The sequence below is a fragment of the Streptomyces sp. NPDC059003 genome (assembly GCF_042740445.1).
In the GTDB taxonomy this organism is placed as follows: domain Bacteria; phylum Actinomycetota; class Actinomycetes; order Streptomycetales; family Streptomycetaceae; genus Streptomyces.
In genome coordinates, this window is the sequence record NZ_JBHYJH010000009.1 from 21,905 (window position 1) to 45,661 (window position 23,757).

Annotated in this window: 21 protein-coding genes; 13 read left to right on the top strand and 8 right to left on the bottom strand. The window is 68.8% G+C overall.

The window, feature by feature from the left end; translation table 11 throughout:
• The first annotated feature begins 72 nt into the window (after window positions 1-72).
• Both ACFWZ5_RS06740 and ACFWZ5_RS06745 read left to right on the top strand, forming a co-directional pair.
• Window positions 73-702 carry a TetR/AcrR family transcriptional regulator gene (locus ACFWZ5_RS06740; protein WP_384785150.1) on the top strand — a complete coding sequence of 210 codons (630 nt, stop codon included), beginning with the start codon at window positions 73-75 and terminating at the stop codon, window positions 700-702.
• 154 nt (window positions 703-856) lie between these two features.
• Window positions 857-2,128 carry a hypothetical protein gene (locus tag ACFWZ5_RS06745; RefSeq protein ID WP_384785147.1) on the top strand — a complete coding sequence of 424 codons (1,272 nt, stop codon included), beginning with the start codon at window positions 857-859 and terminating at the stop codon, window positions 2,126-2,128.
• Window positions 2,129-2,619: 491 nt separating this feature from the next.
• Here ACFWZ5_RS06745 and ACFWZ5_RS06750 read toward each other — a convergent pair whose 3' ends face one another.
• Window positions 2,620-3,195 (bottom strand): hypothetical protein, encoded by a 576-nt coding sequence (locus ACFWZ5_RS06750; protein WP_384785144.1) that lies wholly within the window; start codon window positions 3,193-3,195, stop codon window positions 2,620-2,622.
• Window positions 3,196-3,301: 106 nt separating this feature from the next.
• Entirely contained in the window at window positions 3,302-5,263 is a 1,962-nt protein-coding gene (locus tag ACFWZ5_RS06755) for a trypsin-like serine peptidase (protein WP_384785141.1), read from the bottom strand.
• 1,073 nt (window positions 5,264-6,336) lie between these two features.
• Between ACFWZ5_RS06755 and ACFWZ5_RS06760 the strand changes: the two genes are divergently transcribed.
• Window positions 6,337-6,858: a hypothetical protein gene (locus ACFWZ5_RS06760; protein ID WP_384785138.1), complete on the top strand. Its 522-nt coding sequence runs from the start codon at window positions 6,337-6,339 to the stop codon at window positions 6,856-6,858.
• Here ACFWZ5_RS06760 and ACFWZ5_RS06765 read toward each other — a convergent pair.
• Window positions 6,836-7,585: a transposase family protein gene (locus tag ACFWZ5_RS06765; RefSeq protein WP_384785135.1), complete on the bottom strand. Its 750-nt coding sequence runs from the start codon at window positions 7,583-7,585 to the stop codon at window positions 6,836-6,838. The two genes, ACFWZ5_RS06760 and ACFWZ5_RS06765, sit on opposite strands and share 23 nt — an antisense overlap.
• A gap of 408 nt (window positions 7,586-7,993) precedes the next feature.
• Between ACFWZ5_RS06765 and ACFWZ5_RS06770 the strand changes: the two genes are divergently transcribed.
• On the top strand, window positions 7,994-8,605 hold the full coding sequence (locus ACFWZ5_RS06770; RefSeq protein ID WP_384785132.1) for a GTP-binding protein: 612 nt from the start codon (window positions 7,994-7,996) through the stop codon (window positions 8,603-8,605).
• A 77-nt stretch (window positions 8,606-8,682) separates the two neighbouring features.
• Window positions 8,683-9,684 carry an IS5 family transposase gene (locus ACFWZ5_RS06775; protein WP_384785129.1) on the top strand — a complete coding sequence of 334 codons (1,002 nt, stop codon included), beginning with the start codon at window positions 8,683-8,685 and terminating at the stop codon, window positions 9,682-9,684.
• A gap of 148 nt (window positions 9,685-9,832) precedes the next feature.
• Here the strand turns inward: ACFWZ5_RS06775 and ACFWZ5_RS06780 are convergent, their stop codons facing one another.
• Both ACFWZ5_RS06780 and ACFWZ5_RS06785 read right to left on the bottom strand, forming a co-directional pair.
• Complete coding sequence (locus ACFWZ5_RS06780; protein WP_384785126.1) at window positions 9,833-10,066, bottom strand: hypothetical protein; 234 nt, start codon at window positions 10,064-10,066, stop codon at window positions 9,833-9,835.
• Between the two features lie 358 nt (window positions 10,067-10,424).
• The gene (locus ACFWZ5_RS06785; RefSeq protein WP_384785123.1) at window positions 10,425-11,891 is read right to left on the bottom strand and encodes a YhgE/Pip domain-containing protein; all 1,467 of its coding nucleotides are present in this window, start codon (window positions 11,889-11,891) and stop codon (window positions 10,425-10,427) included.
• A 178-nt stretch (window positions 11,892-12,069) separates the two neighbouring features.
• Here ACFWZ5_RS06785 and ACFWZ5_RS06790 point away from each other — a divergent pair, with 178 nt between their 5' ends.
• The 5 genes from ACFWZ5_RS06790 to ACFWZ5_RS06810 all read left to right on the top strand — a co-directional run bounded on the left by ACFWZ5_RS06790 (window position 12,070) and on the right by ACFWZ5_RS06810 (window position 17,634).
• A complete protein-coding gene (locus tag ACFWZ5_RS06790) occupies window positions 12,070-12,741 on the top strand; it encodes a MerR family transcriptional regulator (RefSeq protein ID WP_384785120.1) in 672 nt (223 codons plus the stop codon).
• Window positions 12,742-12,876: 135 nt separating this feature from the next.
• Window positions 12,877-13,989 carry an ABC transporter substrate-binding protein gene (locus ACFWZ5_RS06795; RefSeq protein WP_384785446.1) on the top strand — a complete coding sequence of 371 codons (1,113 nt, stop codon included), beginning with the start codon at window positions 12,877-12,879 and terminating at the stop codon, window positions 13,987-13,989.
• 9 nt (window positions 13,990-13,998) lie between these two features.
• Window positions 13,999-14,640, top strand: a complete 642-nt coding sequence (locus ACFWZ5_RS06800) for a nucleotidyltransferase domain-containing protein (protein WP_384785117.1) — start codon at window positions 13,999-14,001, stop codon at window positions 14,638-14,640.
• Window positions 14,641-14,774: 134 nt separating this feature from the next.
• Entirely contained in the window at window positions 14,775-16,694 is a 1,920-nt protein-coding gene (gene htpG / locus ACFWZ5_RS06805; RefSeq protein WP_384785114.1) for a molecular chaperone HtpG, read from the top strand.
• A 223-nt stretch (window positions 16,695-16,917) separates the two neighbouring features.
• Complete coding sequence (locus tag ACFWZ5_RS06810; protein ID WP_384785111.1) at window positions 16,918-17,634, top strand: haloacid dehalogenase type II; 717 nt, start codon at window positions 16,918-16,920, stop codon at window positions 17,632-17,634.
• Here the strand turns inward: ACFWZ5_RS06810 and ACFWZ5_RS06815 are convergent.
• Both ACFWZ5_RS06815 and ACFWZ5_RS06820 read right to left on the bottom strand, forming a co-directional pair.
• Window positions 17,622-18,434: an SAM-dependent methyltransferase gene (locus tag ACFWZ5_RS06815; RefSeq protein WP_384785108.1), complete on the bottom strand. Its 813-nt coding sequence runs from the start codon at window positions 18,432-18,434 to the stop codon at window positions 17,622-17,624. The genes ACFWZ5_RS06810 and ACFWZ5_RS06815 overlap by 13 nt on opposite strands.
• Window positions 18,435-18,499: 65 nt before the next feature.
• On the bottom strand, window positions 18,500-19,624 hold the full coding sequence (locus tag ACFWZ5_RS06820) for an alpha/beta hydrolase (RefSeq protein WP_384785105.1): 1,125 nt from the start codon (window positions 19,622-19,624) through the stop codon (window positions 18,500-18,502).
• Between the two features lie 53 nt (window positions 19,625-19,677).
• On the opposite strand from ACFWZ5_RS06820, the gene ACFWZ5_RS06825 reads away from it, so the two are divergent.
• The 3 genes from ACFWZ5_RS06825 (at window position 19,678) to ACFWZ5_RS06835 (ending at window position 22,677) form a co-directional block, all read left to right on the top strand.
• Entirely contained in the window at window positions 19,678-19,800 is a 123-nt protein-coding gene (locus ACFWZ5_RS06825) for a hypothetical protein (RefSeq protein WP_384785102.1), read from the top strand.
• A gap of 128 nt (window positions 19,801-19,928) precedes the next feature.
• Window positions 19,929-21,119 (top strand): MalY/PatB family protein, encoded by a 1,191-nt coding sequence (locus ACFWZ5_RS06830; protein WP_384785443.1) that lies wholly within the window; start codon window positions 19,929-19,931, stop codon window positions 21,117-21,119.
• Between the two features lie 388 nt (window positions 21,120-21,507).
• Window positions 21,508-22,677, top strand: coding sequence for an NAD(P)/FAD-dependent oxidoreductase (locus ACFWZ5_RS06835; protein WP_384785440.1), 1,170 nt, complete (start codon window positions 21,508-21,510; stop codon window positions 22,675-22,677).
• A gap of 203 nt (window positions 22,678-22,880) precedes the next feature.
• Here the strand turns inward: ACFWZ5_RS06835 and ACFWZ5_RS06840 are convergent, their stop codons facing one another.
• Entirely contained in the window at window positions 22,881-23,642 is a 762-nt protein-coding gene (locus ACFWZ5_RS06840) for a hypothetical protein (protein WP_384785099.1), read from the bottom strand.
• Window positions 23,643-23,757: the final 115 nt, after the last annotated feature.

Here is a 23,757-nt window from a genome sequence, read left to right on the forward strand (position 1 = left end):
CCTGGCGAGCTTAGTTGACATGCGTCTACTACAGTGGCGGGCTAGTAGACGCATGTCAACTAAACTTCCTTCATGCCTCCCCGTCAGCGCCTCGCCCCCGCCGACCGCCGCGCCCAGCTCCTCGCTGTCGGCGCACGGCTCTTCGCCGCGCATCCGTACGCGGACGTGCTGATGGAGGAGGTCGCCGAAGAAGCCGGTGTCTCCCGGGCCCTGCTCTACCGTCACTTCCCCAGCAAGCACGCCCTCTTCGCGGCCGTGTACCAGCAGGCGGCGGACCAGCTGCTCGCCGAGACGCGGTTCGACCCCGCCGACTCCCTGGTGGAACAGCTCATCCAGGGCATGGACATCCACCTCGACTACTTCGTGGCGAACCGCAACGCCGTCCTCGCCGCGAACCGTGTCCTCGCGGGCGACCCGGTGATCCAGACGATCATGACGAACGAGCTGGACGCGCTCCGTGCGCGGCTCCTCGCCGTCCTCCCGCTCGCGGATGAGAGCGCCCGCGAGGCCGTGTCCGGCGTCCTGAAGAGCTGGCTGGTCTTCGTGCAGGTCCTCTGCGTCGACTGGCTCACCCACGAGACCTGTACCCGCACCCAGTTGCGCGATGTCTGCGTCGGTGCGGTCCTCGGCGCGCTCCGGCCGCTGCTCGCCGAGGACCCCGCGCCGGACTGGCCGCGGCAAGGGCCCGGCGCGGGGGCGTAGGGCCTGCCCTGGAAAGCGCGGCGCAGGTTGGCGAGTTCCCGCCCGCGTCCGGAGCCGATTCGTTGACCGGCGGGCCACCGGTCGGTTGGCTCTCCTTGCCCATCGGGCGGTGGACGGGGGCAGCCGCCTCGACCGCAGGGGAGGAGTGATCACCGTGAGACGGACGAACGGCAGCGGCACACGACGGTGGCTGGTGAGCGGGACCTGCGGGCTCGCGACGGCCGCCCTGCTGGCGGGGGCGGTGGTACCGGCCCAGGCGGCGAACCCGGGCCGGGACGACATCGTCCAGGTGGACCTCGGCCTCGACGGCGCACAGCCCAACGGCTGGTCGGAAGCCTCGCAACTGACCCCGGACGGCAGATACGCCCTCTTCGTCTCCGCGGCGTCCAATCTGGTGCCCGATGACGTCAACGGCACCTACGACGCGTTCCTCCGGGACTTGCGCACCGGAGGCATCGAGCGCGTCAGTGTCGCCGACGACGGCTCGCAGATCGGCGCGGGCGAGGCGGCCATCAGCGGCGACGGCCGGTACGTGGCGTTCAGCTCGCTGGTGCCGCCCGGCGGGCCGGGGCAGCCGGACAGCAGCGGCTGGAAGATCTCCGTCCGGGACCGCCGTGCCGGACACACCACGCCGCTCACCTCCGGCGCCGGGGACTTCCAGCGCCCTGCCATCAGCGGGGACGGCCGGTACGTGGCGTACACCTCACGGCAGTACGACATCCACGTCACCGACCGCTGGAAGGGAACCACCCGCCTGGTCACGGCCGCCCCGGACGGCTCCCGGGCCGACTACCCGTCCGACGACCCGGTGATCAGCGCCGACGGCACCACCATCGGCTTCCGTTCCAGGGCCGAGAACCTGCTTCCCCGTGAGACGGCCGACGGCACACCGTCCGTGCGGCGCCGCACCTTCCAGTTCTACGTGTGGAACGCGCGCACCGGCCGCATCCAGGGCGCCGGCATCGATCCCACCGGCGCGATGCGCGCGGTGCTCCTGCACGCGAGGCTGAGCCCCGACGGGCGGTACGCGCTGTTCAGGACCGGCGAGAGCAACGGACCGGACTCGGGCGCCTCGCACATCGAGCTCTACGCCCGCGACCTGTGGCGGGGCGAGACTGTGAGGGCCGCCCAACCGTTGCCCGGTACCCGGACCGTCAGCGACTCCTACAGCGGCACCATGACGGCCGACAGCCGCTGGGTGTTCTTCGCCTCGGACGCCGACAACCTCGTGCCCGGCGACACCAACCAGGCCCCGGACATCTTCCGGTACGACGTGCGGGCGGGACGCATCAAGCGGATCAGCATGCCCGTGGGCGATCCGGGCACCGCCTGGTCGCCCCACTCCCTCACCGTGGACGGCCTCGGCACGACCGCGCTGTACGAGGCTGTGGGCAAGGTCTTCGCCCGCCGACTGCCGGCGGCCTGACCGGGGAGGTCGCCGTCGTTGACGGGCCACCACTAACACCGCTCTGGATCTACGACTCCGGTGGTGATCAGGGGAATGAGCTGGGCCAGAGCGGCTGCGGCGCGGGTGTTGAGCCGTGCGGCCATCTGTGGCAACCAGGAAGCCAGCCGAGGCCTCACCTGGCTCGTCGGGGGTGCAGCGACGCACACGTACCCGTCGAACACCGGGACCGTTCGCCCCGAGGCGCGCTGGGCCACCAACTCGACTGGTTGCCCGGCCTGTTGATGGATTGTGTACGCAGCGACCACCCGCGAGTAGTCGATGCCGTCGAACTCGAAGGTCTTGCTGCCAGTGTTTCGGGGTGGTTCGTGCTTATGCGATCGCGGACTTGTCCACGTGGCTGATACGGGCACGCCAGGGCGGCACCCCGGTGGCGGACGGTCCGGTAGCCGCGGAGTGTCACACCCTGGTGCTGCCTGAGGTGTGACACTCCGTACGCCGTCCGAAGCCTGTTAGCAGGCCTTGATGTCGTCCTCGCATCCTTCGACATCGTCTGGGGCGATGGTGTTCAGGCGCCAAAGGAACAGGCCGGTGCCGTCCTTCACCGGTTCAGCGCTGATCTTGAAGGGCTTGCCCGGCGGGATGTTGAACTGGTCAGCTTCGGGGTCTCCGCATCCGATGCCGTAGGCCTGTTCTTCGTCGCCGCGTGTCAGAGTGAGGGTGAGTTCTTCGACACCGTCGGTGTTGCAGGTGATGTCGAGGCGATACGGCCTGTCGCCGGGGGCTTTGTAGGTCTTGGTCAGGCGATCTGCGATGTACGAGGTGTCCGTGTCGACGAGCTTGGGGTTGGTGCCGTCACCGTCGTAGGCGTCCAAAGCTCGCTCTGCCCGCTGCAGGGCGTCGTCTGGTTCCCAAGCCTTGGCGTTTCCGCTTGACGTGTCTTGGTCGGAGCGAGACGCGGACGGCTGCGCCGCGGGCTTCTTCTCGCCGCGTTCGTCGCGGCTGTCGTCCTCGTCGGCGCAGCCGACCAGGAGACCGGCCGTGGCGGCAGTCGCGAGGCAGAGACGAATTGTAGGGCGTATGCGCATGTATGCACCTTATGGGTTGCGCTGGATGATGCAGGTGCCGACGGCTGGGGACGCCGCAGGGGCAGCCCCAGCCGTCGCGGTGATGATGTCGTGTGCTTTTGAAGGGCTACGGCGCCGTGCTACGGCGCCATAGCTCGGGGCCGCATACCGTCTCACACGACGGAGGGCTGTGCTGGGCGCCGGACGCGCGGGCAGCGGCCGCGGCTCTGGCCGGCGGGGGCACGAGTTGGTACTCGCGTCCAATGGCGTCGGCTTGAGTATTGCCGTACACCGACACCTCGCCATCGGACCAGCGCACGAAGACGTCGTCCTCCCAGAGGTTGCCTCCGAACTCACCGGGGACGATGAAACGGGAGTGGGTCCACAGTTTGTTCGCGGCCTTAAGCTTGTTCTCCTTCGTCAGGCCGAGTCTGCCGAGGTCTTGGTAGATGGTGAGTTCACCGTCGGACCAGCGGACGAACAGGTCGAAGTCGGAGTTGACGGAGCCGTCGAAGTCACCGCCTGCGATGATCTTGGCGTGCTTCTTCCACAGATCGTTGGGTGCCAAGAGCTGCTTTTCGGCGTGGAGGCCACCGCCGTCGACGTCCGTGTACTTGGTGACCTCGCCGTCGACCCAGCGTACGACCAGGTCATCGGGCCACTTGTTGCCGCCGTACTTGCCGGTCGCGATGCCTTTGGCGTGCTTCCACACCGAGCCAGCCTTGGCGATCTTGATCTCGTTCGCCGGGTGCTCGGAGGTTGTGGTGGGCAGCTTGGTGTGTTCGTCGATGTCTTTGTAGATGGTGACTTCACCATCGATCCACTTGACCATCAGGTCGAAGGCGTTGGAACCGGTGTAGTCGCCAGCTGTGATGACGTCGGCGTATTCGGCCCACATCTTGTTCGGCTTGGCCAGCTTTGTCTCACACGGCTGTGCAGACTTGCAGCCGGTGTAGAAGCCCTGGGCTTGGTCGCCCGGGTACAGCGTCACCTCTCCGTCGGACCACTTCACGATGAGGTCGCCGTCTTTCGTCTTCTGCGACGAGGTGTGGAACTGGCCAGTGGCGCCGGCCTTGGCATGCGTCCACGTGGCTGCGGAACCCATTCCTTCGAGCTTGGAGGGCGTGTCCGGCTTGGCGTCGTTTACCGCCTGGTTGTACAGACGCGTGACATCGGCGTCGAACTGAGATGAGTAGGAGACGTCATCGTGCTTGCCTCCGGTCTTGTACCCGCCGATGACGCCGATGACATCTCCCCGCTTGCCATCGAAATTCCGCAGGAACGGGCCGCCGGATACGCCAGCTCTGAAACCGTCACATGCGATTTCCAGGAAGCGTCCGTGGAACGCCTTGGTCGACGTTGACGGGCACACGCGCGGTGACTTGGAGCTTCCCGGGAAGCCGATGAGGGTGACGTTCTTCTGGTTCAGCTTTCCTGAAGTGGGCAGCGTGGTGAGCTTGTTGCCCTTGCCGGTCGCAGTCTCAAGGAACTGCCCCTTGGAGTTGGGTCCGGTCTTCAAGAAGGCGAAATCGAGGTCGTCGGCCTTGGCCGTTCCCAGGGCCAGGTAGCGGCCGTCCATCCAGATCTTCCCCTTCTTGACGGGGAAGATACCGTAGGGGGCGATGCCCCGGTGTGAATTCCTTGGATCCGCCTTCCAACCCGGCGCGAAGGCCAGGTTTCGAAACCGGTCGTTGTCGCTGAGGCAATGGGCGGCGGTGATCACCAGGGACTTCGTACGCGAGGCCACTGACGAGGCGGAACAGAACTGGTCCCGCTTGCCCGGGTCCTCCTTGGGGTCGTCATCCTGTTTGATCAGGAAGACACCGGTCGTGGCCACACCCTTGGTGTCCACATGCGACGGGGAGCGCAGCATGTCACGGGGGGACGCCTTCTCTTCTGCCCCCTTTTCCGGGTTGACCGGTACGGCGTCTGCGATGCGCTCCGGGGTCCAGTAGGCCTCCGCGGCCTTGGCTTCGGCGATTTCCTCGGGAGTCGCCCTCAGTTCGTCACCTGGACTGCCGGTGGGTTCCTCGTCGGGGGTCTTGGATGCTTCATCGCCTGGGGCCTTAGTTGCGTCACTATCCGGCACCCTGGGCGTTTCACTGGGCGGAACTTGTGAGGGGGTGGGAGCGGTTGTGCTCTCCGGTCCGGCCGCGGTCCCTGGGGTGGGCACAGCCTGTCCAGCGCCAGTTGCGGAGATCAGCACGGCTGCCGTAGCTGCGCCAAGTACAGCGGTACGCACGGCAGTACGTATTCGTCGAGTCATCAGGTTCTTTCACATTGGTTCTCTGAGGCGACATATGACCGATACGGGCATGTGGGCCGCAGAAGACCCTATGTCATTGGTATGTACCAGGAAACCTGATGCGTCAAAGTACGAAAGAAGCCGCGTAATGCGACATTTGTAACGCGTTGCCCCTCAGGGAAATTGCGAACATGCCTAGGGGGGCAGGTAGTTGGTGAAACAGCTGGATCTGAGGGGGACTTCGTTTTCTGGCGGAAAGGGTAAGGTGACCGGCTTGCTGCTGAGGCGGAGCCTGGTCGGGCCGTCGTCATTGCGCACGCTTGGCCCGTGGTCAACTCAGGCGCCAGGTGCGCAGGTCTGAAGCCCTCGGCGAGCAGCTGCCCGGGGGGGGGCATCTGGGCGCGGAGGTTATGCCGGACATGGTTGGCCACGACGCGTTCACGCATCGCATTCCGCTTCTCCACGCAGATCAGTGGCACGTCGGCAGCGCCGCTATGACGGGGCGTTGCCAGTAGCGGGCACGCGCCAGCAGGCTGGCACGGACGCGCGGGGAGATGTTGGTGGCGTTCCCTGTCAAGTCGATGTGTTCGGATCTGATGCCTCGCGACGCGGCCCGGGAGCCAGCGCGCGACAGCTGGGCGTCTGCGTCCCGGAGCCTGGTAATCCCGTCTGCAACGTACCGGGCTCGCCAGCTCACCACCGTCTGTCAGGTGCTCTCTGATCGTCGACGGTCGGCGTTTTCGACACTCGCCGCCAACCCACTGGCTAGATGACGAAACGTGCCGCTTTTGATTCGGTTCCCCTCTGAAAACCTTCAGAAAGCACCGAATGTTAGGCAGCGAAGGCAAAGAGTTACCAACGAGGCGTGAAGGTCTCGGGGACAGGGGCAAGGCCGCACGTCCACCGGCACACAGCGCATGGACGAGCTGTACGCAGCACCCGAGCTGTGCGCCGGGGAGACACCAGACGCGCACGCCGATCTCTACTCCCTGGGCCAGATCATCATCGGTACCTGCGGGATCGACCGAAATTCGGACGGCACAGCACCCGACGCCTTGTACGCCGTGACGCCGACCCTGGTCCGACTGGTCGAAGACCTCATCGACCCATCACCCAACCAACGGCTCCTCCTGTTCCCTGAGGTCGCCGAACTCTTGCGGCAGTCTGCACCTGGCCAGGACAGCCCCCACAAACTGCTGTGCACGATCTTCGAGCGCGAGTTCCAGGCCCTAGTCGCGGCAGAAGGACAGCCAATGGGGGACGACGCACGCCGCTGGGTACGCGCTGTACGACTGCTCGCGCCCATGGCCGGCTCACCGCGGCGGCAACTCCGCCTCCGGACCTGCCGCCGACAACAGATCGAGCAGGCCGTCCGTGACACGGACAACACTCCCGAGCGCCGGTCACTGAGCTTTTTCAGCGTTGACGCTCCAGAGTGAGGATTGCGGCGGCGATGACGGTCATGCGGTTGGGGCTGCAGCGGGCCCGGCGGAAGATTCGCCAGGACTTCAGCCTCGCGATGCTTCGTTCGACCGGCAACCGTGCCGCTGACAGGGCCCGGTTGATCGTCCGCTGGGTCGTGGTGAGGTCCCGGCGAGGAGGCCGTCTGATCGGTGTGGTCACCCAGGGGCCGGCTCCGATGTAGGCGCGGTCGGCGAGGACGGGGACGCCCTGGCGTTCGCAGATCCGGATGATGCGGTGGGTGCGGGCCGCGGTCAGGTCGTGGGTGCGGCCGGGCAGGGCGGGCGAGATCCACAGCAGATTGCCCGCGGGATCGGCCACGACCTGCATGTTCACTCCGTGACGGCGGTGCTTCTGGGAGAAGTCGGCCCGGCTGTCGCCGACGCGGTCGCACTCGGCGAGCGTCCCGTCGAGCAGGACGTGATCAGGATCCGTCTCGCGCAGGACCCGCACGAGACCGGGCGCCCTTCGGGGCAGGTGCTCGACGACGGCTGTGACGTAGGCGTGGGCGGTGCCGACGGATATGCCGAAACCGGCGGCGATCTGCGCGAGCGTGTCGTGCCGGCGAAGGTAGATCAGGCCCACGAGGGCACGCTGGTGGGGCGGGAGCTTGCAGCGTCGGTCACCCTCACGGGTGACGATGAGCATCGATACCCACTCGACCAAGGCATGCGGCAGGTCGAGTACGGCAGGGTACGGAACCAACGAGGCTCCTGCGCTCGTGAGTTGAGACGTCGAACACCTCTCTCAACGGCAAAGGAGCCTCGCGCGTTGCGGGGGCGCCAGACCGTTGTGACCGAGGGTCCTAATTGACGAGTTGACCGTGCCAGGGCAGGGAGTGCCTGGCAGCGCTGCCTGTCGGGTTGGGGTGAGGGTCGCCTGCCGGCGAGGCGGCCGTTCCGGCCGGTCCTTGCGGCTGTGGGCCGTCACCGCGCCCGGGGCCGGCTTGCCGTGACCGGGGCGGGGCGGCGGGTCCGCCGCCCCGCCCCGCGAGGACCAGATACTAGGACCTGTGCGGAGTCGTGATCATGCTGGCGCCGGGCGGGGCGAGGCATTCCTCTGACGGGTAGGGTCCTGTCGATCATCGTCGGCATCAAGAAGTGGGGCGTGTGCGTGAACGCGCAGCAGTACAAGGTCGTGCTGGTCGGCGACGGAGAGGTGGGCAAGACGACGTACGTCAAGGCGCTGCTGTCCGGTGGGGAGTTCGAGAGCCAGTACGTGCCCACAGACGCCGCGGCGGTCTACCCGCTGAAGTTGACCACCAGCCACGGAGACATCGTCCTCAACGTCTGGGACAGCGCCGGGCAGGAGAAGTACGCCGGACTGCGGGACGCGCTCTACATCGGCGCTCAGGGCATCCTGTTCATGTTCGACGTCACCAGGAGTGTGACGTACAAGAACATTCCCTCCTGGCACAGGGACGCTGAGCGCGTCGCGCTGAACGCGCCGGGCGTCCTGGTTGCCAACAAGATCGATGTCGCCGACCGCGAGGTGAAGACCGGTAACGTCCAATTCCACCGCATGAAGAATCTGAACTACACCGAGATCTCGGTAAAGGACGGCACCCACCTCGTCGCCCCGCTGCTGCACCTGGCGCGCACGCTGACCGCGAAGGAAGAGCTGGTCATCACCGCAGTCAACGAACGTGCTGTACCCGCGGCCTGGCTGCCTGCGGCAGGAGACGTCACCCAGCACGTGCCTGTCGACGACGACGATGAGCTGTGACCTGGGCGCGTATTCGATTGTGATCAATCTGCGGGGTTCACCGCCTCGGCGGGTTCTGACCCGGTAGATCGTCCTACGTGACGCGAGCGCAACTTACGGACGCCGAGTGGGAGTTCATCGAGCCGTACCTGTCGATCGGCAGGTACGGCCCATTTCCCGAGCGGCTGCGGCAGCAGTTCGAGGGCGTGATCTGGCGCTTCAGGACCGGTGGGCAGTGGCGGGAGATGCCGGCCGAGTTAGGTGCCTGGTCCACTGTTCACAACCGCTTTCGGCAATGGCGGGACGCCGGTGTCTTCGAGGCCCTGCTGGAGGGCCTGATAGCCGAGGCCGCGAAGCGGGGCGAGGTGGACCTGTCGCTGGTCAGCGTCGACTCCACCACCGCCCGCGCCCACCACGACGCCGCCGGGATGCAACTCGACGAAGGGATTCTCGACGCCCTGGAGAAGGCCGCAGGGAAGGAGGCGACCCGACCAAAGGGGGGCATCGAACAAGGACAAGGCGGACAACCCATAGACCAGGACCCGGCCCAGGAAGAACGACGCCGTTGGCGAAGACGACACCGACTCCGGCTGAAGGCCGCCCTGCTCGGCCGCTCGCGCGGCGGACAGACCAGCAAGGTCCACGTCGCCTCCGACCGTCGATGCCGCCCGCTCGCGCTCCTCCTGACTGCCGGACAGGCCGCCGACAGCCCGCAGTTCATCCCTGTCCTGAAGAACGTACGCATCCACGGTCCGATCGGCCGCCCGCGCACCAGGCCCGACGCGGTCGCCGCCGACAAGGCGTACTCGTCCCGAGCCATCCGCGCTCACCTGCGCAGACGCCAGATCACCGCGGTCATCCCGGAGAAGAAGGATCAGGCCGCCGACCGGAAGAAGAAGGGCAGCCGGGGCGGGCGACCTGTCTGCCACGACGCCGAGCTCTACCGTGATCACAACACCGTGGAGCGTCTGATCAACAAGCTGAAATCCTGGCGTGGCATCGCCACCCGCTACGACAAGACCCCGCAGCGCTACCTCGCCGGCCTGCATCTCCGCGCCTCAATGATCTGGATCAACGACCTCACGCGAACCACACACTGAACACGACCCGATACAGGCCCTAGAACGCTCATTCACGCCCGTCACCCAATCGATGGCCACTCTGAAAGAGCTCACTGATCGGCTACTTGGCGGCTTCCTCGACGCTACGCAGCGTGCCGACGGCTTTGTCGAGGTCTTGGTGCGAGGTTCATCCGCAGTCGCCCCCGTCGAAGGCCTCGACCTGGCGCACGCCGGCCTGGCGGGCCCGGTTGAGGGTTCCGGCGTTGTACGGAACGGCCGACTTCGTCAGCGTCGCCGCCTCCGCCCAGACGCGGATCGAGTCGACGCGGGCGCGAAGCTCGGCGAGCTGGGCTGAGGTGTCGAAGACGTCGATGCGGCTGTTGCCGTGGAGCTGCCACACGGTTCCGGCGCGGACCTTCACGGGCAGGGGTCGACCGGTGGTGCGGTCGATGGGAGGCGGACTCCGGCGAGGGCGATGATCGGGTTCCGGTGGTGGCGGAGGCGCTGGAGCTATCGGTGTCTGTGGCGGACAGCTCGTCGAGGGTCTGGAGGGTGGTGGCCACGGTGGGCTTGCCTCTGTGTTCGCCGCCCGCGGGGATCGAGTTGGGGCGGTGAACAAGTGGGATGAAGTCGACCATGAGGTCGAGGCGGTCGAGGACTTCACCGTCGGAGCGCACCCGATAGCGGGCCTTGCACATGGGCAGCTCGTAGAGCGTGGCGGCACGGCGAAGGGGCGAAAGGGATGTGTCCCTTCCGCCCCTTCCTTCTTCCTTGGTCGCTCAGGAGTCGGATGCTGCCGGGCGCGGGATGCGGTGCAGGCCCTTGCGGTCGTAGAGACGGGTGACGCCGAGGCCGAACAGGACGGAGACGACCAGGGCGATGCCCATGGATGCCCAGGCGCGGGTCAGGCCCGCGTCGCCCTGTGCGTCGAAGTACAGGATGGCGCGCATGCCCCCGGTCAGCTGGCGCAGCGGCTCGAACTCCGCGAGCGCGCGGAAGAAGCCGGGCAGCGCCTCGAGCGGTACGGTCGCGCCGGACGAGGGCACGGCCATGGCCACGAACACGATGGTCGACACGAGCATGCCGGGGGTGCCGAAGGCGGCGAGCAGGGCCAGGGCGCTGAGGCCGACGACCGCGATGGTGGTCACGGAGTAGAGCCAGAGCAGGCCGAGGTGGGAGGCGTCCATGCCGAGGATGCCGACGGAGACCAGCTCGACCAGGGAGCCCATGACCACGGCGAGGCCGAGCATCAGCGCGCCGTTGATGGCAAGCGTGCGGACCCGGCTGGTGTGCCGGACGGGCATCCGGCGGCGGAACGGGCCGAAGTCGGTGTGCAGATAGCCGAGCGCGGTGTCGACCTGGGAGTTGATGACGTTGGCGGCGAGCATGCCGCAGACAAGGAGCACCAGGGCGTAGTAGAAGGCGCTCAGGCCCATCGCGCTGTGGGTGCCGAGCGGGTGGCCGTCGGCGACCTGCACGCTCACCGGGTCGGCGAGCATCAGCTGGGTGGCCGGGGCGAGCGGGGTCTGCTGGGCGCTGTGGCCCTTCTCGGTGCCCTGGGCGCTCTGATCCTGGTGGCCGCCCTTCGTGCCCTGCGCGCTCTGCTCGCTCGCGCGGCTGAGGAGTTCCTTGCCGATCTGGGCGGACGCGGTGTGGGCGGCCTGCTGGGTGGCCTTGCTGGCCATCGACGAGCCGAAGCTGCCGGCGGCCTGGTTGGTCAGCACGGTGAGGATGGGCCGCGCGGCCTGCTTCTGCTGAGCGGCGGCTCCCTTCTTCGGCTGGCCACTGTCCTGCTTCTGCGGCTGGGTACCGTCCTGCTTCTGCTGCTGGGCGGCGGCCTGCTTCTGTCCCTGCGCTGCGACCTGCTGCGGAGTGGCCGTGAGCCCCGCCACCGCGGCAGTGAAGTCCCGCGGCACGACGAGCGCGCCGTAGAGCTTGCCCTGGCCGAGCCGCTTCTCGGCCTCCTTCTGGGAGAGGACCTGCCAGTCGATGCTGTCGTCGTCCGCGGCGGACTTCTTGATGCCGGCGACGACCCGGTCGCCGAGGTTCACGTGCTTGCCGCCCGCGTCGGCGCCGCGATCGCTGTTGACCAGGGCGACAGGGAGATCACGCAGATGGCCCTTGGGGTTCACATTGCCGCCTACGTAGAGCAGGGCGAACAAGGTGGAGACCACCGCGACGATCACACCCGTGCCGATCCACAGCTGTGGGCTGCGGAGTACGGACGGGGACTGGGAGGAAGGCATGTAGAAGGCTCCGGTGCGGTAACGCTGAGTTGCTAGATACTGAAGGTATCCAAGTGCTGGATAGTGACAGTATCTGACGGAGGAGTCCCGTCGCCACCCGGCCCCGGTGCGGCCGACGCCCACCCGGGCGCCCGGCCGCGCCGCCCACGAGGAAGCGCGCCACCAGCAAGGAAGTCGCATGAAGATCTCGGAGCTCAGCCGCACGACCGGCGTGCCGGTCGCCAGCATCAAGTACTTCCGGCGCCAGGGCCTGCTGCCCGCCGGCCGGGCGACGGCCGCCACCCTCGCCGAGTACGGCGAGGAACACGTCCAGCGCCTGCGCCTGATCAAGGCGCTGACCACGCTCGGCGGGCTCTCCATCGCCGCCACCCGCGAGGTGCTGTCCGCCGTCGACCAGGCCCACACCACCGACGGCACCCTGAGGGCGATCAGCTACGCCCTGCCGGTGCCCGTCGTACACACTCCGGCCGTGGACGCGGCGGACGAAGCCCGGGAGGCGGCGGCCGAGGAGGCCGCACGCACCGACGTGGCGGACCTGATCGCGGCCATGGGCTGGCAGGTCTCCGACACCTCCCCGCACGTCGAGGGACTGACCGCGGCACTGCGGGAGCTGAGACGCCTCGACGCGGACTACCAGCCGGACCGGCTCGCCGCCTACGCGGACCTGGCCCAGTCCGTCGCCCGCCTGGACCTGGAGCGCGCGGCGGGCCTCGCCGAGTCCCCGGGCCTGGCCGAGCAGGCGGTCATCGTCCTCGCCCTGTCCGGCCCCCTGCTCGAACTCATGCGGCGCCTCGCCCAGGAGGACCAGGTCGGCCGCCGCTCGGCGCCCGAGGGCCTCGACACGGAGTGACCGCGAGGACGGGGGCAGGGCGGAGGCCGAGCCGGGCAGCTCGGCGTACGACTAGCTCGATGTACGACTGGCTCGGCGTACGAAGAAGTCGGCGCACGAATAATCGGTTGCCTGTCGGCGATGGGGGTCGATGCAATGTCCGGCATGGTCACCCAGGTGCGCCCGCCGCGGCGAGATGAGACGAACGTCCGGATCGGCGTGCTCGTACCGCTGACTCGGCCCGGCTGGGTCGAGGCGGGCCACCACCTGCTCGCCGGACTCGAGCTGGCCGTTCGCGAGGTCAACGACGCCGGCGGGATCGCCGGAAGGCCACTGGAACTGGTGGTCCGGGACACCGCGGCCGATCCGCAGCGGGCCGCGGCGGCCGTGGACGAACTGGCCCGCATGGGCGTGGCCGCCCTGGCGGGGGAGTACCACAGCGTCGTCGCCCGCGCCGCCGCCGCCCGGGCCGACGCCCTCGGTCTGCCGTTCCTCTGCTCGTCAGCGGTGCTCGACGCGCTCACCGAACAGCCGACGGAATGGGTCGCACGGCTCGCCCCGCCGCAGTCCCGCGGCTGGCGGCTCTACGCCGACTTCCTCCTCGGAGCGGGCCACAGCCGCATCGCCGTAGCGACCCAGCCGAGCGTCTACTGGGCCTCCGGGACCCGCATTCTGCGCGACCACCTCGCTCCACGCGGCGGCAGCGTCATCGAACTCGACATGGGCGCGCTCGCCCCCGCGGCCGTGTGCGACGAACTCGTCCACCACCGCGCGACGGCCCTCCTCCTTCTGACCGGCCACCCGGAGCCGGCCGTGCCGATCGTCGAGGCTGTCCGCCGCGACCAGCGCCTCGCCGAGATCACGCTGGGTGCTCCGGCCGGGCAGCCGGAGTTCGCCGAATGGGCGGCCCTGCTGGGCGCGGACGGCGCCGGGATCCCGTTCCTGCGCTACCTTCCCGAGCGCCTCACGCCACTGGGCGCACGCGTTGAGACCGCCCTCCGCGAGCGCCTTGGTGAAGCGCCCTCCTTCGTCGCCTTCGAGGGCTACGACACGGTCGCCGTCCTCGCCGATGTGTTGCGTTCCCATGGCACGGACCGGGCGAGCACCGCCGCGTCGTGGCCGCGCGTCGCAGTCGAAGGCACCCGCGGGCAGATCCAGTTCTCCCGCACGCCCGGCATCAGCGTGTGGCAGTGGACCGGGACGCCGATCCAAGTCGTTGACCGGGATCCGGCGGAACCCGGTCGCTTTCGGGTCCTGCACGCCGTCTGAGAGGGCACGATGACCGACTCCCCGCCGCCGGGCGGCGCTGTCCTCGATGCGGACGAACTGGAGGCCCGGTGGGCGGACGCCTGGCGGCCGGAACAGGTCGCCGAGCGATTGGATGGGGTCAGCGCGCCCTGGTGCGTCGCGGCAGGGTGGGCGCTGGACCTGTTCCGCGGAGGGCAGTCACGGCCGCACGGCGATCTGGAGATCGCGGTGCCCGCGGCGGGGTTCGCGGAGATCCGGGACCGCTTCCCCGAGTACGTGTGTGACGCGGTGGGTTCGGGGCGGGTCTGGGCGGGCGCGGGAGCCGAGGTGCTCGCGGCCACGCACCAGACCTGGCTGCGGGATCCGGCGAGCGGACAGTTCCTCTTCGATGTCTTCCGGGAGCCGCACGAGGGCGGCACGTGGATCTGCCGACGGGACGAGAGCCTGCGCCTTCCGTACGCAGCGATCATCGAGCGGACGACGGACGGCATCCCCTATCTGGTGCCGGAGCTGGTGCTGTTGTTCAAAGCGAAGGCCACACGGCCCAAGGACCAAGCGGACTTCGACGGGGTCCTGCCGCTGCTGAGCCGGACGCGACGCGACCTTCTCAGCGGCTGGCTGACACGCGTGCACCCCGGACATCCCTGGCTGGCGGACCTGACGCGGCAGTAGGGGAGTGAGCAGGGGCTGAAGTCGCCGTTCCGCCAGGGGGTTTCGGCGTCGGTGTCCCCGCCCTGAGATGATTCGTGTGACAAGACCGCGCCCATCAGCGGCGATCCGTGGAACAAGTGAGGTAATCGCGAACCATGCCGACCGAAACGTTTGAGTTCCAGGTGGAGGCACGTCAGCTGCTCCAACTGATGATCCACTCGATCTACTCGAACAAGGACGTGTTCCTCCGAGAGCTCGTCTCCAACGCCTCCGACGCGCTGGACAAGCTGCGCCTGGCCGCGCTGCGGGACGACTCGCTCGACGCCGACGTCTCCGATCTGCACGTCGAGCTCGAGATCGACAAGGACGCCCGGACGCTCACGGTCCGGGACAACGGCATCGGGATGTCGTACGACGAGGTCGGGCAGCTCATCGGCACGATCGCGAACTCGGGCACGGCCGAGTTCCTGCGCGAGCTGCGCGAGGCGAAGGACGCGGCGGGCGCGGAGGGGCTCATCGGCCAGTTCGGCGTCGGCTTCTACTCCGGCTTCATGGTGGCCGACGAGGTCACGCTCCTGACCCGGCGGGCGGGCGAGCCGAAGGGCACCCGCTGGACGTCCCGCGGCGAGGGCACGTACACCCTCGAAGAAGCCGTCGACGCGCCGCAGGGCACCTCCGTCACGCTGCACCTGAAGCCCGCCGACCCCGAGAGCCAGCTGCACGACTACACCTCGGTGTGGAAGATCAAGGAGATCGTCAAGCGCTACTCGGACTTCATCACCTGGCCCGTCAAGCTGGTCGGGCAGCAGGAGGGCGACGGCGACGGGTCCACCGAGTCCGCCGCGCCCGCCGAGCCCGAGACGCTCAACTCGATGAAGGCGCTGTGGGCACGCTCGCGCGACGAGGTGTCCGAGGACGAGTACCACGAGCTGTACAAGCACATCAGCCACGACTGGCGCGAGCCGCTGGAGACCGTCCCGCTGCAGGCCGAGGGGACGTTCGAGTACCAGGCCCTGCTGTTCATCCCGGCGCACGCCCCGCACGACCTGTTCTCGCAGAACTTCAAGCGCGGCGTGCAGCTGTACGTGAAGCGCGTGTTCATCATGGACGACTGCGAGGAGCTGCTGCCGCCGTACCTCCGCTTCGTGCGCGGCGTGGTCGACGCGCAGGACCTCTCGCTGAACGTGTCCCGCGAGATCCTCCAGCAGGACCGGCACATCCGCATGATGCAGCGCCGCCTGACGAAGAAGGTCCTGTCGTCGGTCAAGAGCATGCTGACGGGCGACACCGAGCGGTACGCCACGTTCTGGCGGGAGTTCGGCGCGGTCCTGAAGGAGGGCCTCGTCACCGACTCCGACAACCGCGACGCCCTGCTCGCGGTGGCGTCGTTCGCGACCACGCACAGCGAGGACGGGACGGCCACGCTGGCGCAGTACGTGGAGCGGATGGGCGAGGACCAGGAGGCCGTCTACTACATCACCGGCGAGTCCCGGCAGAGCATCGAGAGCTCCCCGCACATGGAGGCCTTCCGCGAGCGCGGCATCGAGGTGCTCCTGCTCACCGACGCCGTCGACGAGATGTGGGTCGACGCGGTGGGCGAGTTCGACGGCAAGCGGCTGCAGTCCATCGCCAAGGGCGAGATCGACCTCGGCGTGAAGGCGGACGAGAAGTCCGAGGACGAGCGGGAGAAGCAGGCCGACGCGTACGCGGGCCTGCTCGGCTGGATGGGTGAGCAGCTGGCGGAGGACATCAAGGAGGTGCGCCTGTCGTCGCGCCTGACGGTGTCGCCCGCCTGCGTGGTCGGCGACGCGCACGACATGACTCCGGCGCTCGAGAACATGTACCGGGCGATGGGGCAAGAGGTGCCGCGCGCCAAGCGCATCCTCGAACTCAACCCGGAGCACCAGCTGGTGAAGGGCCTGAACCAGGCGTTCAAGGAGCGCGAGGACCACTCCGGCCTCACCGAGACCGCCGAACTCCTGCACTCCCTGGCCGTGTTGGCGGACGGCGGCCGACCGGCCGACCCCGCGCGCTTCGTGAAGGTGGTGGCGGACCGCCTGGAGCGCACGCTGTGACGGCGCCGCGCCCCACGACGGCGCGCTAGCCGCGTGGAAGGGCCCGCCGCGCCCGGGAAGCCCGGCGGGCCCGGACCCGGGCGTCCAGGATGCGGCTGCCGCACAGGCGGTGGGGGTCGGGAATCACGGTGACTGCCATCCGCGTTCGGGAATCACGGTGGCTTCCCGCCGCGTTCGGCGAACAGCCACTCTCCCGCCCCCACTCGTCCAGGAGCCCTCTCCCATGTCAGGCCCAGAGATCGATGCCGTCGTGTTCGACGTGCTCGGCACGCTCGTCGACGAACCCGCCGGTATTCGCGCCGGCATTCGTGAACTCGCCCCGTCGCTCGGCGATCCGCAGGTCGAGCAGTTCCTTTCGCTGTGGCAGCGGCACATCGACCGCGAGCAACGTCGCATCCTCGACGGCGCCCGGTCGTACGTCACCAGCGACGTCCTCGACCTGGAGGCCGCCGGGCTCGTCGCCGACGCCGCCGGAGTCGAGGACCCGGCCGCCGTCGCCGCACTGGCGCTGTCGGCTCGCAGGCTGCGGCCATGGCCCGACACCGTGGCAGGCCTCGCCCGGCTCGCCGAGCGGTTCCCGCTGATCGGACTCTCCAACGCGAGCCGGAAGGCGCTCCTGCACCTCAACGCCCACGCCGGACTGCGCTGGCACCAGGCCCTGTCCGCCGAAGACGCCCGGACCTACAAACCGGACCCGGCGGTCTACCGGCTGGCCGTCACCGTCTCCGGACGACCGCCGGAGCGGCTGCTCATGGTCGCCGCCCACGCCTGGGACCTGCGCGGAGCACAGGCTCTCGGCCTGCGCACCGCCTACGTCGCCCGCCCCGTCGGCGACCCGCCCACCTCCTCGGACCGGTTCGACCTGCGAGCCGAGGATCTGGCCGGCCTGGCCGACCAACTCGACCCCGCCGCCCGGGCACGGGGACGTCAGTCCTTGTAGCCGACGCCGCACAGCACGGCGACGTCGGCGGTGTGCTGCGGGTTCGGGTCGGGCCGCCATTGCGAGGTGGGCACCACGCCGGGTTCCACGAGGGTCAGGCCGCTGAAGTAGGCGGCGATCTGTTCGGGGCTGCGGTTGGTGTACGGGTGGGGGCTGCCGCTGTCCTCGTTGTACTGGCGGACGGCCTCGTTGCGTTCCGCGTGGGTGGTCGTGCCGTCGTTGACGACGAGATAGCTGCCTGTGGGCAGGGCGTCCAGCAGGCGTTTCAGTGCGGCCAGCGCGTCGTCGTAGTCAGGGATGTTGCCCAGGATCCCCAGCATCATGAGTCCGACGGGGCGGCTGAAGTCCAGCGTCCTGGCCGCTCCCGCCAGGATCCGGTCCGAGGCGCGCACGTCGGCTTCGATGTAGTCGCAGGCCCCCTCGGGACGGCTGGTCAGCAGGGCCTGGGCGTGCACGAGTACCAGGGGGTCGTTGTCGACGTAGACGATCCGCGACTCCGGCGCCACCCGCTGGGCTATCTCGTGGGTGTTGTCGGCGGTCGGCAGGCCCGTACCGATGTCGAGGAACTGCCGGATGCCTCCTTCGCTTGCGAGACAGCGGACCGCACGGGCCAGGAACGCCCGGGAGTGGCGGGCGTCGTCGACGATGCCCGGGAACACCTTCTTCACCTGGTCCGCGGCCGCGCGGTCGACCTCGTAGTTGTCCTTGCCTCCCACCCAGTAGTTCCAGATCCGCGCCGAATGCGGCACTGAGGTGTCGATCTTGGCCAGAGACTGCTGTCCTGGGTCGTCATCCCTCACGCGGAACACGCTCCTGGTGTGAGTCCAGTAGTTGCCGCACAACATACTGGCGGGCCCGCTCCGCGTCAGGGTTCCTGCTGCCAGCCGCCGCTGTCCGGGCAGGCCGTGGGGGCCGTGCCGTACGCGAAGCGCAGGAAGTGCTTGAGCGCGGGCGTCCATGTGGCGAAGTCGTGCCCGCCGGGGCCGGAGCAGTACCGGTGCGGGACGTTCTTCTGCTGGAGGGTCGTGTGGAACGCGTTGTTCCAGGCGTAGGGGTCCTCGCTCCTGCCGGCGTAGAGCGCCAGCCTGCCGTCGTACGACCGGTATGTGGCAGGGGTGTTCTCGGCGACCTGGGCCGGGTTGAACGCGGGCCAGGCGGACTGTGGACCGAAGACCAGCTCCGTGCGCTGCAGCGCGTTGGGGTTGCCGGGGAACAGGTACTTCCAGTAGTTCCCGGAGTCGGTGCCGGCGCCGTACCACCAGAAGCGGGCCCCGTAGGCGGTGGTGCCGTTGTTGAGGATCTGCTGGTGGTCGGGGCGGCGGATGTCCGTACCGCCGGAGAACGCGCCCACCGCGCTGAAGACGTCGGGGTGTTGGGCGGCGTACTTGAGTGCGCCGTAACCGCCCATGGACAAGCCGGCGACGGCCCGCTGCCCGGACGTGGCGAAGTGCGCGTCGACCCACGGCACGAGCTGCTTGATGTGGAAGGTCTCCCACAGCGGGGCGAAGTTCCCGTACGTGTAGCCCTGCCAGTCGGAGTAGAAGCCGACCTGGCCGCCCTCGGGCATGACCACGATGCCCTTGAACCCGGCCTCGGCGACGGTCTGCGTGATGGTGCCGCCGCCGCTGGACCACTGCTCGTAGTCGGCGGCGCCGCCGTGCAGCAGGTACAGCACGGGATAGTCGGCCGACGGGCTGTAGTCCGCGGGGAGGTGGACACGCACCCGGACCGGCTTCCGCACCGGGTCGATCTGTGGCTCCCCGGGCCCGCGAGGGGTGAAGAGCGCGCCGGTGGTGAACTCCGCCTCACAGAGCAGCCCGTCGGGTGACGGCTTCCAGTACTGCATGTCCAGGCCGTTCGAGTCGCCCGCCCCGATGTCCGGGCAGCTGACGGCGGCTGACGCGGACGGGGCGGGTACGGCGACAAGTGCCGCCGCGACGGCCAGAGTTACGGATGCCGACCAGGCCTTGACGGATCTGGACCACCGCATGGTCCTCCTCCCATCGGTTCGACGGCCTCTCGGTATAGCACGGGCCTGCTGACATGACACGCCTTGGAACAGCGCACCGGGGGGTGCTCGCCGACCTGCGCTCGGGCGAACTGGACCGGGCCGACCTGGTGAACGCCGACGGCCCGGCGGGACCACCGAACCTGGAGGAGCCATGACGGGCACGTCATCGGTGGACGAGCTGCTCGGCGCACTCGGCACCACCTGGAACGCCGCGGATGCCACGGCCAAAGCCGCACGTCGAAGCGCGCAGGAGAGCGCGTGGCCGTCCGCCTATCTTTGGCGCATGGAGAATCTTCCTCGTGGCCCCGTTTCCCCTGGCCCGGCCAACCCCTTGCGTCAGCTGTCGCTGGCGCAGCTGCGGCGGCGTACGAGCATGAAGTGGCGGACCTACCCGGACGATGTGCTGCCGCTGTGGGTCGCCGAGATGGACGTTCCGCTGGCCGAGCCCGTCGCACAGGCGATCGTGGACGCGGTGGCGCTGGGAGACACGGGCTATCCGGCCGGGACGGGATACGCCGAAGCGCTGGCCGAGTTCGCGAGCGAGCGCTGGCACTGGGAGGGCCTCGCCGTGGAGCGCACGGCCATCGTTCCGGACGTGATGCTGGGCATCGTGGAGATGCTCAAGCTGATCTCCGGGCCGGATGACCCCGTCATCGTCAACTGCCCTGTCTACCCGCCGTTCTACCACTTCGTCGGGAACATGGGACGCCCGATCGTCGAGGCTCCCCTCGGTACGGACGGGCGCATCGACCTCGACGCTCTGGAGCGCGCTTTCGTACGCGCCCGCAAGGGCGGGCGGCGGCCTGCGTATCTGCTGTGCAGCCCGCACAACCCGACCGGGACCGTGCACACGGTCGACGAACTGGCCGACGTGGCCGCGTTGGCCCGGAACCATGGGGTGCGCGTCGTCGTCGACGAGATCCACGCTCCGATCACGGCCCCGGGGACCGCTTTCGTGCCGTACCTGAGCGTGCCCGGGGCGCAGCGTGGCCTGTCGCTGATGTCGGCGTCCAAGGCGTGGAACCTGGCCGGGCTGAAGGCGGCCCTCGCCATCGCGGGCCCCGAGGCGGCCGAGGACCTCGCACGTCTCCCCGAAGAGGTCAGCCACGGGCCCAGCCATGTCGGCGTCCTCGCCCACACGGCGGCGCTGCGGGAGGGTGGCGACTGGCTCGACGCGCTGTTGTCCGGCCTGGACGACAACCGGCGCCTGCTGGCCGGGCTGCTGGCCGAACAGCTGCCCGCCGTGCGCTACGAGCCGGGCGGGGCCACCTATCTGGCCTGGCTGGACTGCCGGGGCCTGAAGTTGGGGGACGACCCGGCGGCTGTCTTCCTGGACCGCGGCCGGGTCGCCCTGAACTCCGGCGCCGCCTTCGGCACCGGCGGCGCCGGCTTCGTCCGGCTGAACCTGGCCGCGTCACCCGAGGTGATCACCGAGGCGGTCCGCCGGATGGCCACCGCGGTCGATCCCCTCTGACGCGAGCAGCGGGGGCGCTGTCCTGTGAGGCCGGGGGGCTGACGGCAGCCGGGGGCATGACTGAGCAATTCGCGTGCACGCCGTGGAGCAGGAGAACGTGAGCACTCCTGACGGTCGCCAGCACCCACTGCGACAGCCCTTGGCCTGCTGCCTCAAGGCTCGGAAGCGGACCGGATCTTGTAGGGGCCTTGAGGGGTGTGAAGCTGTTTCGCGCCGACCGGAGAATGGGCTGATCTTGCAGGCTGTGGGCGGCCGGTCCGTCGCCGGTTCGCCTCGGGGTGGTCGGGTGACCGTGCCGTATGTGCGGGGTGGTCGTGGCCTCAGTGTCGTGGCGGAGCCGAGCCGGTGAGGGTCAGCGCTTTCGAGGGCGGATGGGTGTGTGAGCCGTATGTACGACGCGATGGTGATCGGGGCCCGGTGTGCGGGGGCGGCCACGGCCATGCTGCTGGCGCGGGGTGGGGCACGTGTTCTGATGCTGGACCGGGCCAGGTTTCCCAGTGACACCGTCTCGACCCACTTCCTTCATCCCGCAGGTGTGGCGCGCCTGGACGCGTGGGGGCTGCTGCCCGAACTCCTTGACACGGGTTGCCCGCCGGTGGAGCGGATGACGTTCGACTTCGGGGAAGTGGTGGTGAGCGGGGCCCCGTATCCGGTCGGCGGTACGAGTCTTGCGCTGGCGCCGCGCCGCACGGTCCTGGACAACCTGCTGGTGCGTGCGGCGGTCGATGCGGGGGTGGAGTTCCGCCCGGGTGCGTCGGTGCGGGCGGTGACCGAGCGGGACGGACGTGTCACCGGTGTGGAGTTCGCCTCCGCAGGACGCGTCTTCACGGAGAGCGGGCGGCTGGTGATCGGCGCGGACGGCAGGCATTCCAGTCTCGCCCGCCTGGTCGGGGCGGAAACGTATCGGGACCTCGGCCTGATCAGCTGCTGGTACTACGGCTACTGGTCGGGGCTGCCCGACAAGGTCGGGCGGGTCTTCGTTCGCGACGGCCGCTTCGTCGCCGCCTTCCCCACGCACCAGGGGCGGCACTGTGTGGCGGCGGGCTGGCCGCGGGATCAGTTCCCCGTGGTCAAGCGCGACCCCGAGGCCGCGCTGATGAGCCTGCTGGCCGAGCTGCCCCCCGAGTTCCATGAGGGTGTCATGGGTGGTAGACGCGATGGACGCCTTGTCGGGGCGGGTGACCTGGCCAACCACTACCGGCGGTCGGCCGGCCCCGGTTGGGCGCTGGTGGGTGACGCGGGCCTGGTCCGTGATCCGGCCTGCGCGCACGGCATGACCAGCGCTTTCACCCAGGCCGATGCTCTGGCCCGGTACGTCATTGCGGCACTGGGGGAGGGGGCCGCGGCCCTTGACGCGGCCACCGCCGCCTACGTCCGCGAACGCGACGAGACGACCTGGGACGCCTTCCTGGCCAACGCGGCCTTCGCTGCCTGCGCGCCGTCCACCGAATTCCTCAAGACCCTCCACGCGGCCCGGACCGACCCCGAGCGCGTCACCGAGTTCCTCGGCGTCTACGCGGGCGCCGTCCCGGGCACCGCCTTCTTCGGCCTGAACTGATTCCGTATCGTCTGCCGATACCGGAACGGGCGGTGGTCGGTGCCGTGTGCGGCAGCTGGCCCTGGGGCCCGGTCACGGCGTTTCCGTGACCGGGCCTTCAGCGGTGCGTCGCTAGTGTCCCGGGCGGGACATTCACACCTGGTGTCCCGGGCAAGACACCGACACAGGGATCGACCAGCGCTTGAAGGCGCGAAGACGGATTCCTACCGCACCACGACGTTGTCCGCGGCCGAAGTCGACGGCCCGGTGGTGGTGTTGCCGTAGTACGCCCAGCGCCACGCGCCCGTCTTGGACGCCTTCACGGTCGTCCTGAGAGCGCCCGAGCCATTGGCGCGAACCTTCTTCACCGTGGTGTAGGAGGTGGCTCCGCCGGGCTTGAACTGCAGGCTCACCAGGCGGCTTCCGTAGGAGGCGTACTTCTTCGTCTCCCAGTTGGCCCGCGTGACCTTGCCGGTCACGGTGATGGTCTTGCCCTTGGCCACCGGCTCGGGCGCGGCGTTCACACTCAGGCGGGAGTTGCGCTTGACGTAGACGGTCAGGCCCTTGCCGTCCGTGTCACCGCCGCCGCCCTTGAAGGACACCTCGGCCGCGACCTTCCAGGCTCCGGCCTCGCTGTTGCGCATGTCCCACACAGAGGGGTCGAAGTACATCGTCTCGTTGAAGTCGCAGACGCCCGAGCTCACCTCGTGGCAGTCGCTCGTTTCGATGGCGTGCCACAGTCGGTCACTCGTATTGCCGCGGTACAGGAACACCGCCGGCCACTTCCACTTGTGGGTGGTCGCCATCCGGAAGGAGGCGGGCGCCGCGACCTCGGACACCCCGATCACGATCGGCTTGCCGCCGTTCACCTGGACGCGGGTGAAGGAGACCCCGCCCTCGGCCGCCCCGGCCGGCACCGCGGCCACGCCTGTGAACACCGCCGCCGCGCCACCGGCCACGACAGCTCTCCAGACTTTCCTGCCCACCTGATCTCCGATCTCCGTATGTCTGTACCGAAAGGCGCCGGAGGGTCCTCCTCCGGCGCCTTTCAGACAGCCGGGGTCCATATGGGGTTGTGCGCCTGTGGATCACGATCGGGCA

Bases quoted from the DNA above. Each gene is read 5' to 3' on its own strand.
- htpG (WP_384785114.1), top strand. From the start codon at position 14,775: ATGCCGACCGAAACGTTTGAGTTCCAGGTGGAGGCACGTCAGCTGCTC.
- ACFWZ5_RS06750 (WP_384785144.1), bottom strand. From the start codon at position 3,195: ATGCGCATACGCCCTACAATTCGTCTCTGCCTCGCGACTGCCGCCACG.
- ACFWZ5_RS06825 (WP_384785102.1), top strand. From the start codon at position 19,678: ATGACACGCCTTGGAACAGCGCACCGGGGGGTGCTCGCCGACCTGCGC.
- ACFWZ5_RS06800 (WP_384785117.1), top strand. From the start codon at position 13,999: ATGACCGACTCCCCGCCGCCGGGCGGCGCTGTCCTCGATGCGGACGAA.
- ACFWZ5_RS06760 (WP_384785138.1), top strand. From the start codon at position 6,337: ATGGACGAGCTGTACGCAGCACCCGAGCTGTGCGCCGGGGAGACACCA.
- ACFWZ5_RS06790 (WP_384785120.1), top strand. From the start codon at position 12,070: ATGAAGATCTCGGAGCTCAGCCGCACGACCGGCGTGCCGGTCGCCAGC.
- ACFWZ5_RS06785 (WP_384785123.1), bottom strand. From the start codon at position 11,891: ATGCCTTCCTCCCAGTCCCCGTCCGTACTCCGCAGCCCACAGCTGTGG.
- ACFWZ5_RS06795 (WP_384785446.1), top strand. From the start codon at position 12,877: ATGTCCGGCATGGTCACCCAGGTGCGCCCGCCGCGGCGAGATGAGACG.
- ACFWZ5_RS06810 (WP_384785111.1), top strand. From the start codon at position 16,918: ATGTCAGGCCCAGAGATCGATGCCGTCGTGTTCGACGTGCTCGGCACG.
- ACFWZ5_RS06820 (WP_384785105.1), bottom strand. From the start codon at position 19,624: ATGCGGTGGTCCAGATCCGTCAAGGCCTGGTCGGCATCCGTAACTCTG.
- ACFWZ5_RS06740 (WP_384785150.1), top strand. From the start codon at position 73: ATGCCTCCCCGTCAGCGCCTCGCCCCCGCCGACCGCCGCGCCCAGCTC.
- ACFWZ5_RS06830 (WP_384785443.1), top strand. From the start codon at position 19,929: ATGGAGAATCTTCCTCGTGGCCCCGTTTCCCCTGGCCCGGCCAACCCC.
- ACFWZ5_RS06835 (WP_384785440.1), top strand. From the start codon at position 21,508: ATGTACGACGCGATGGTGATCGGGGCCCGGTGTGCGGGGGCGGCCACG.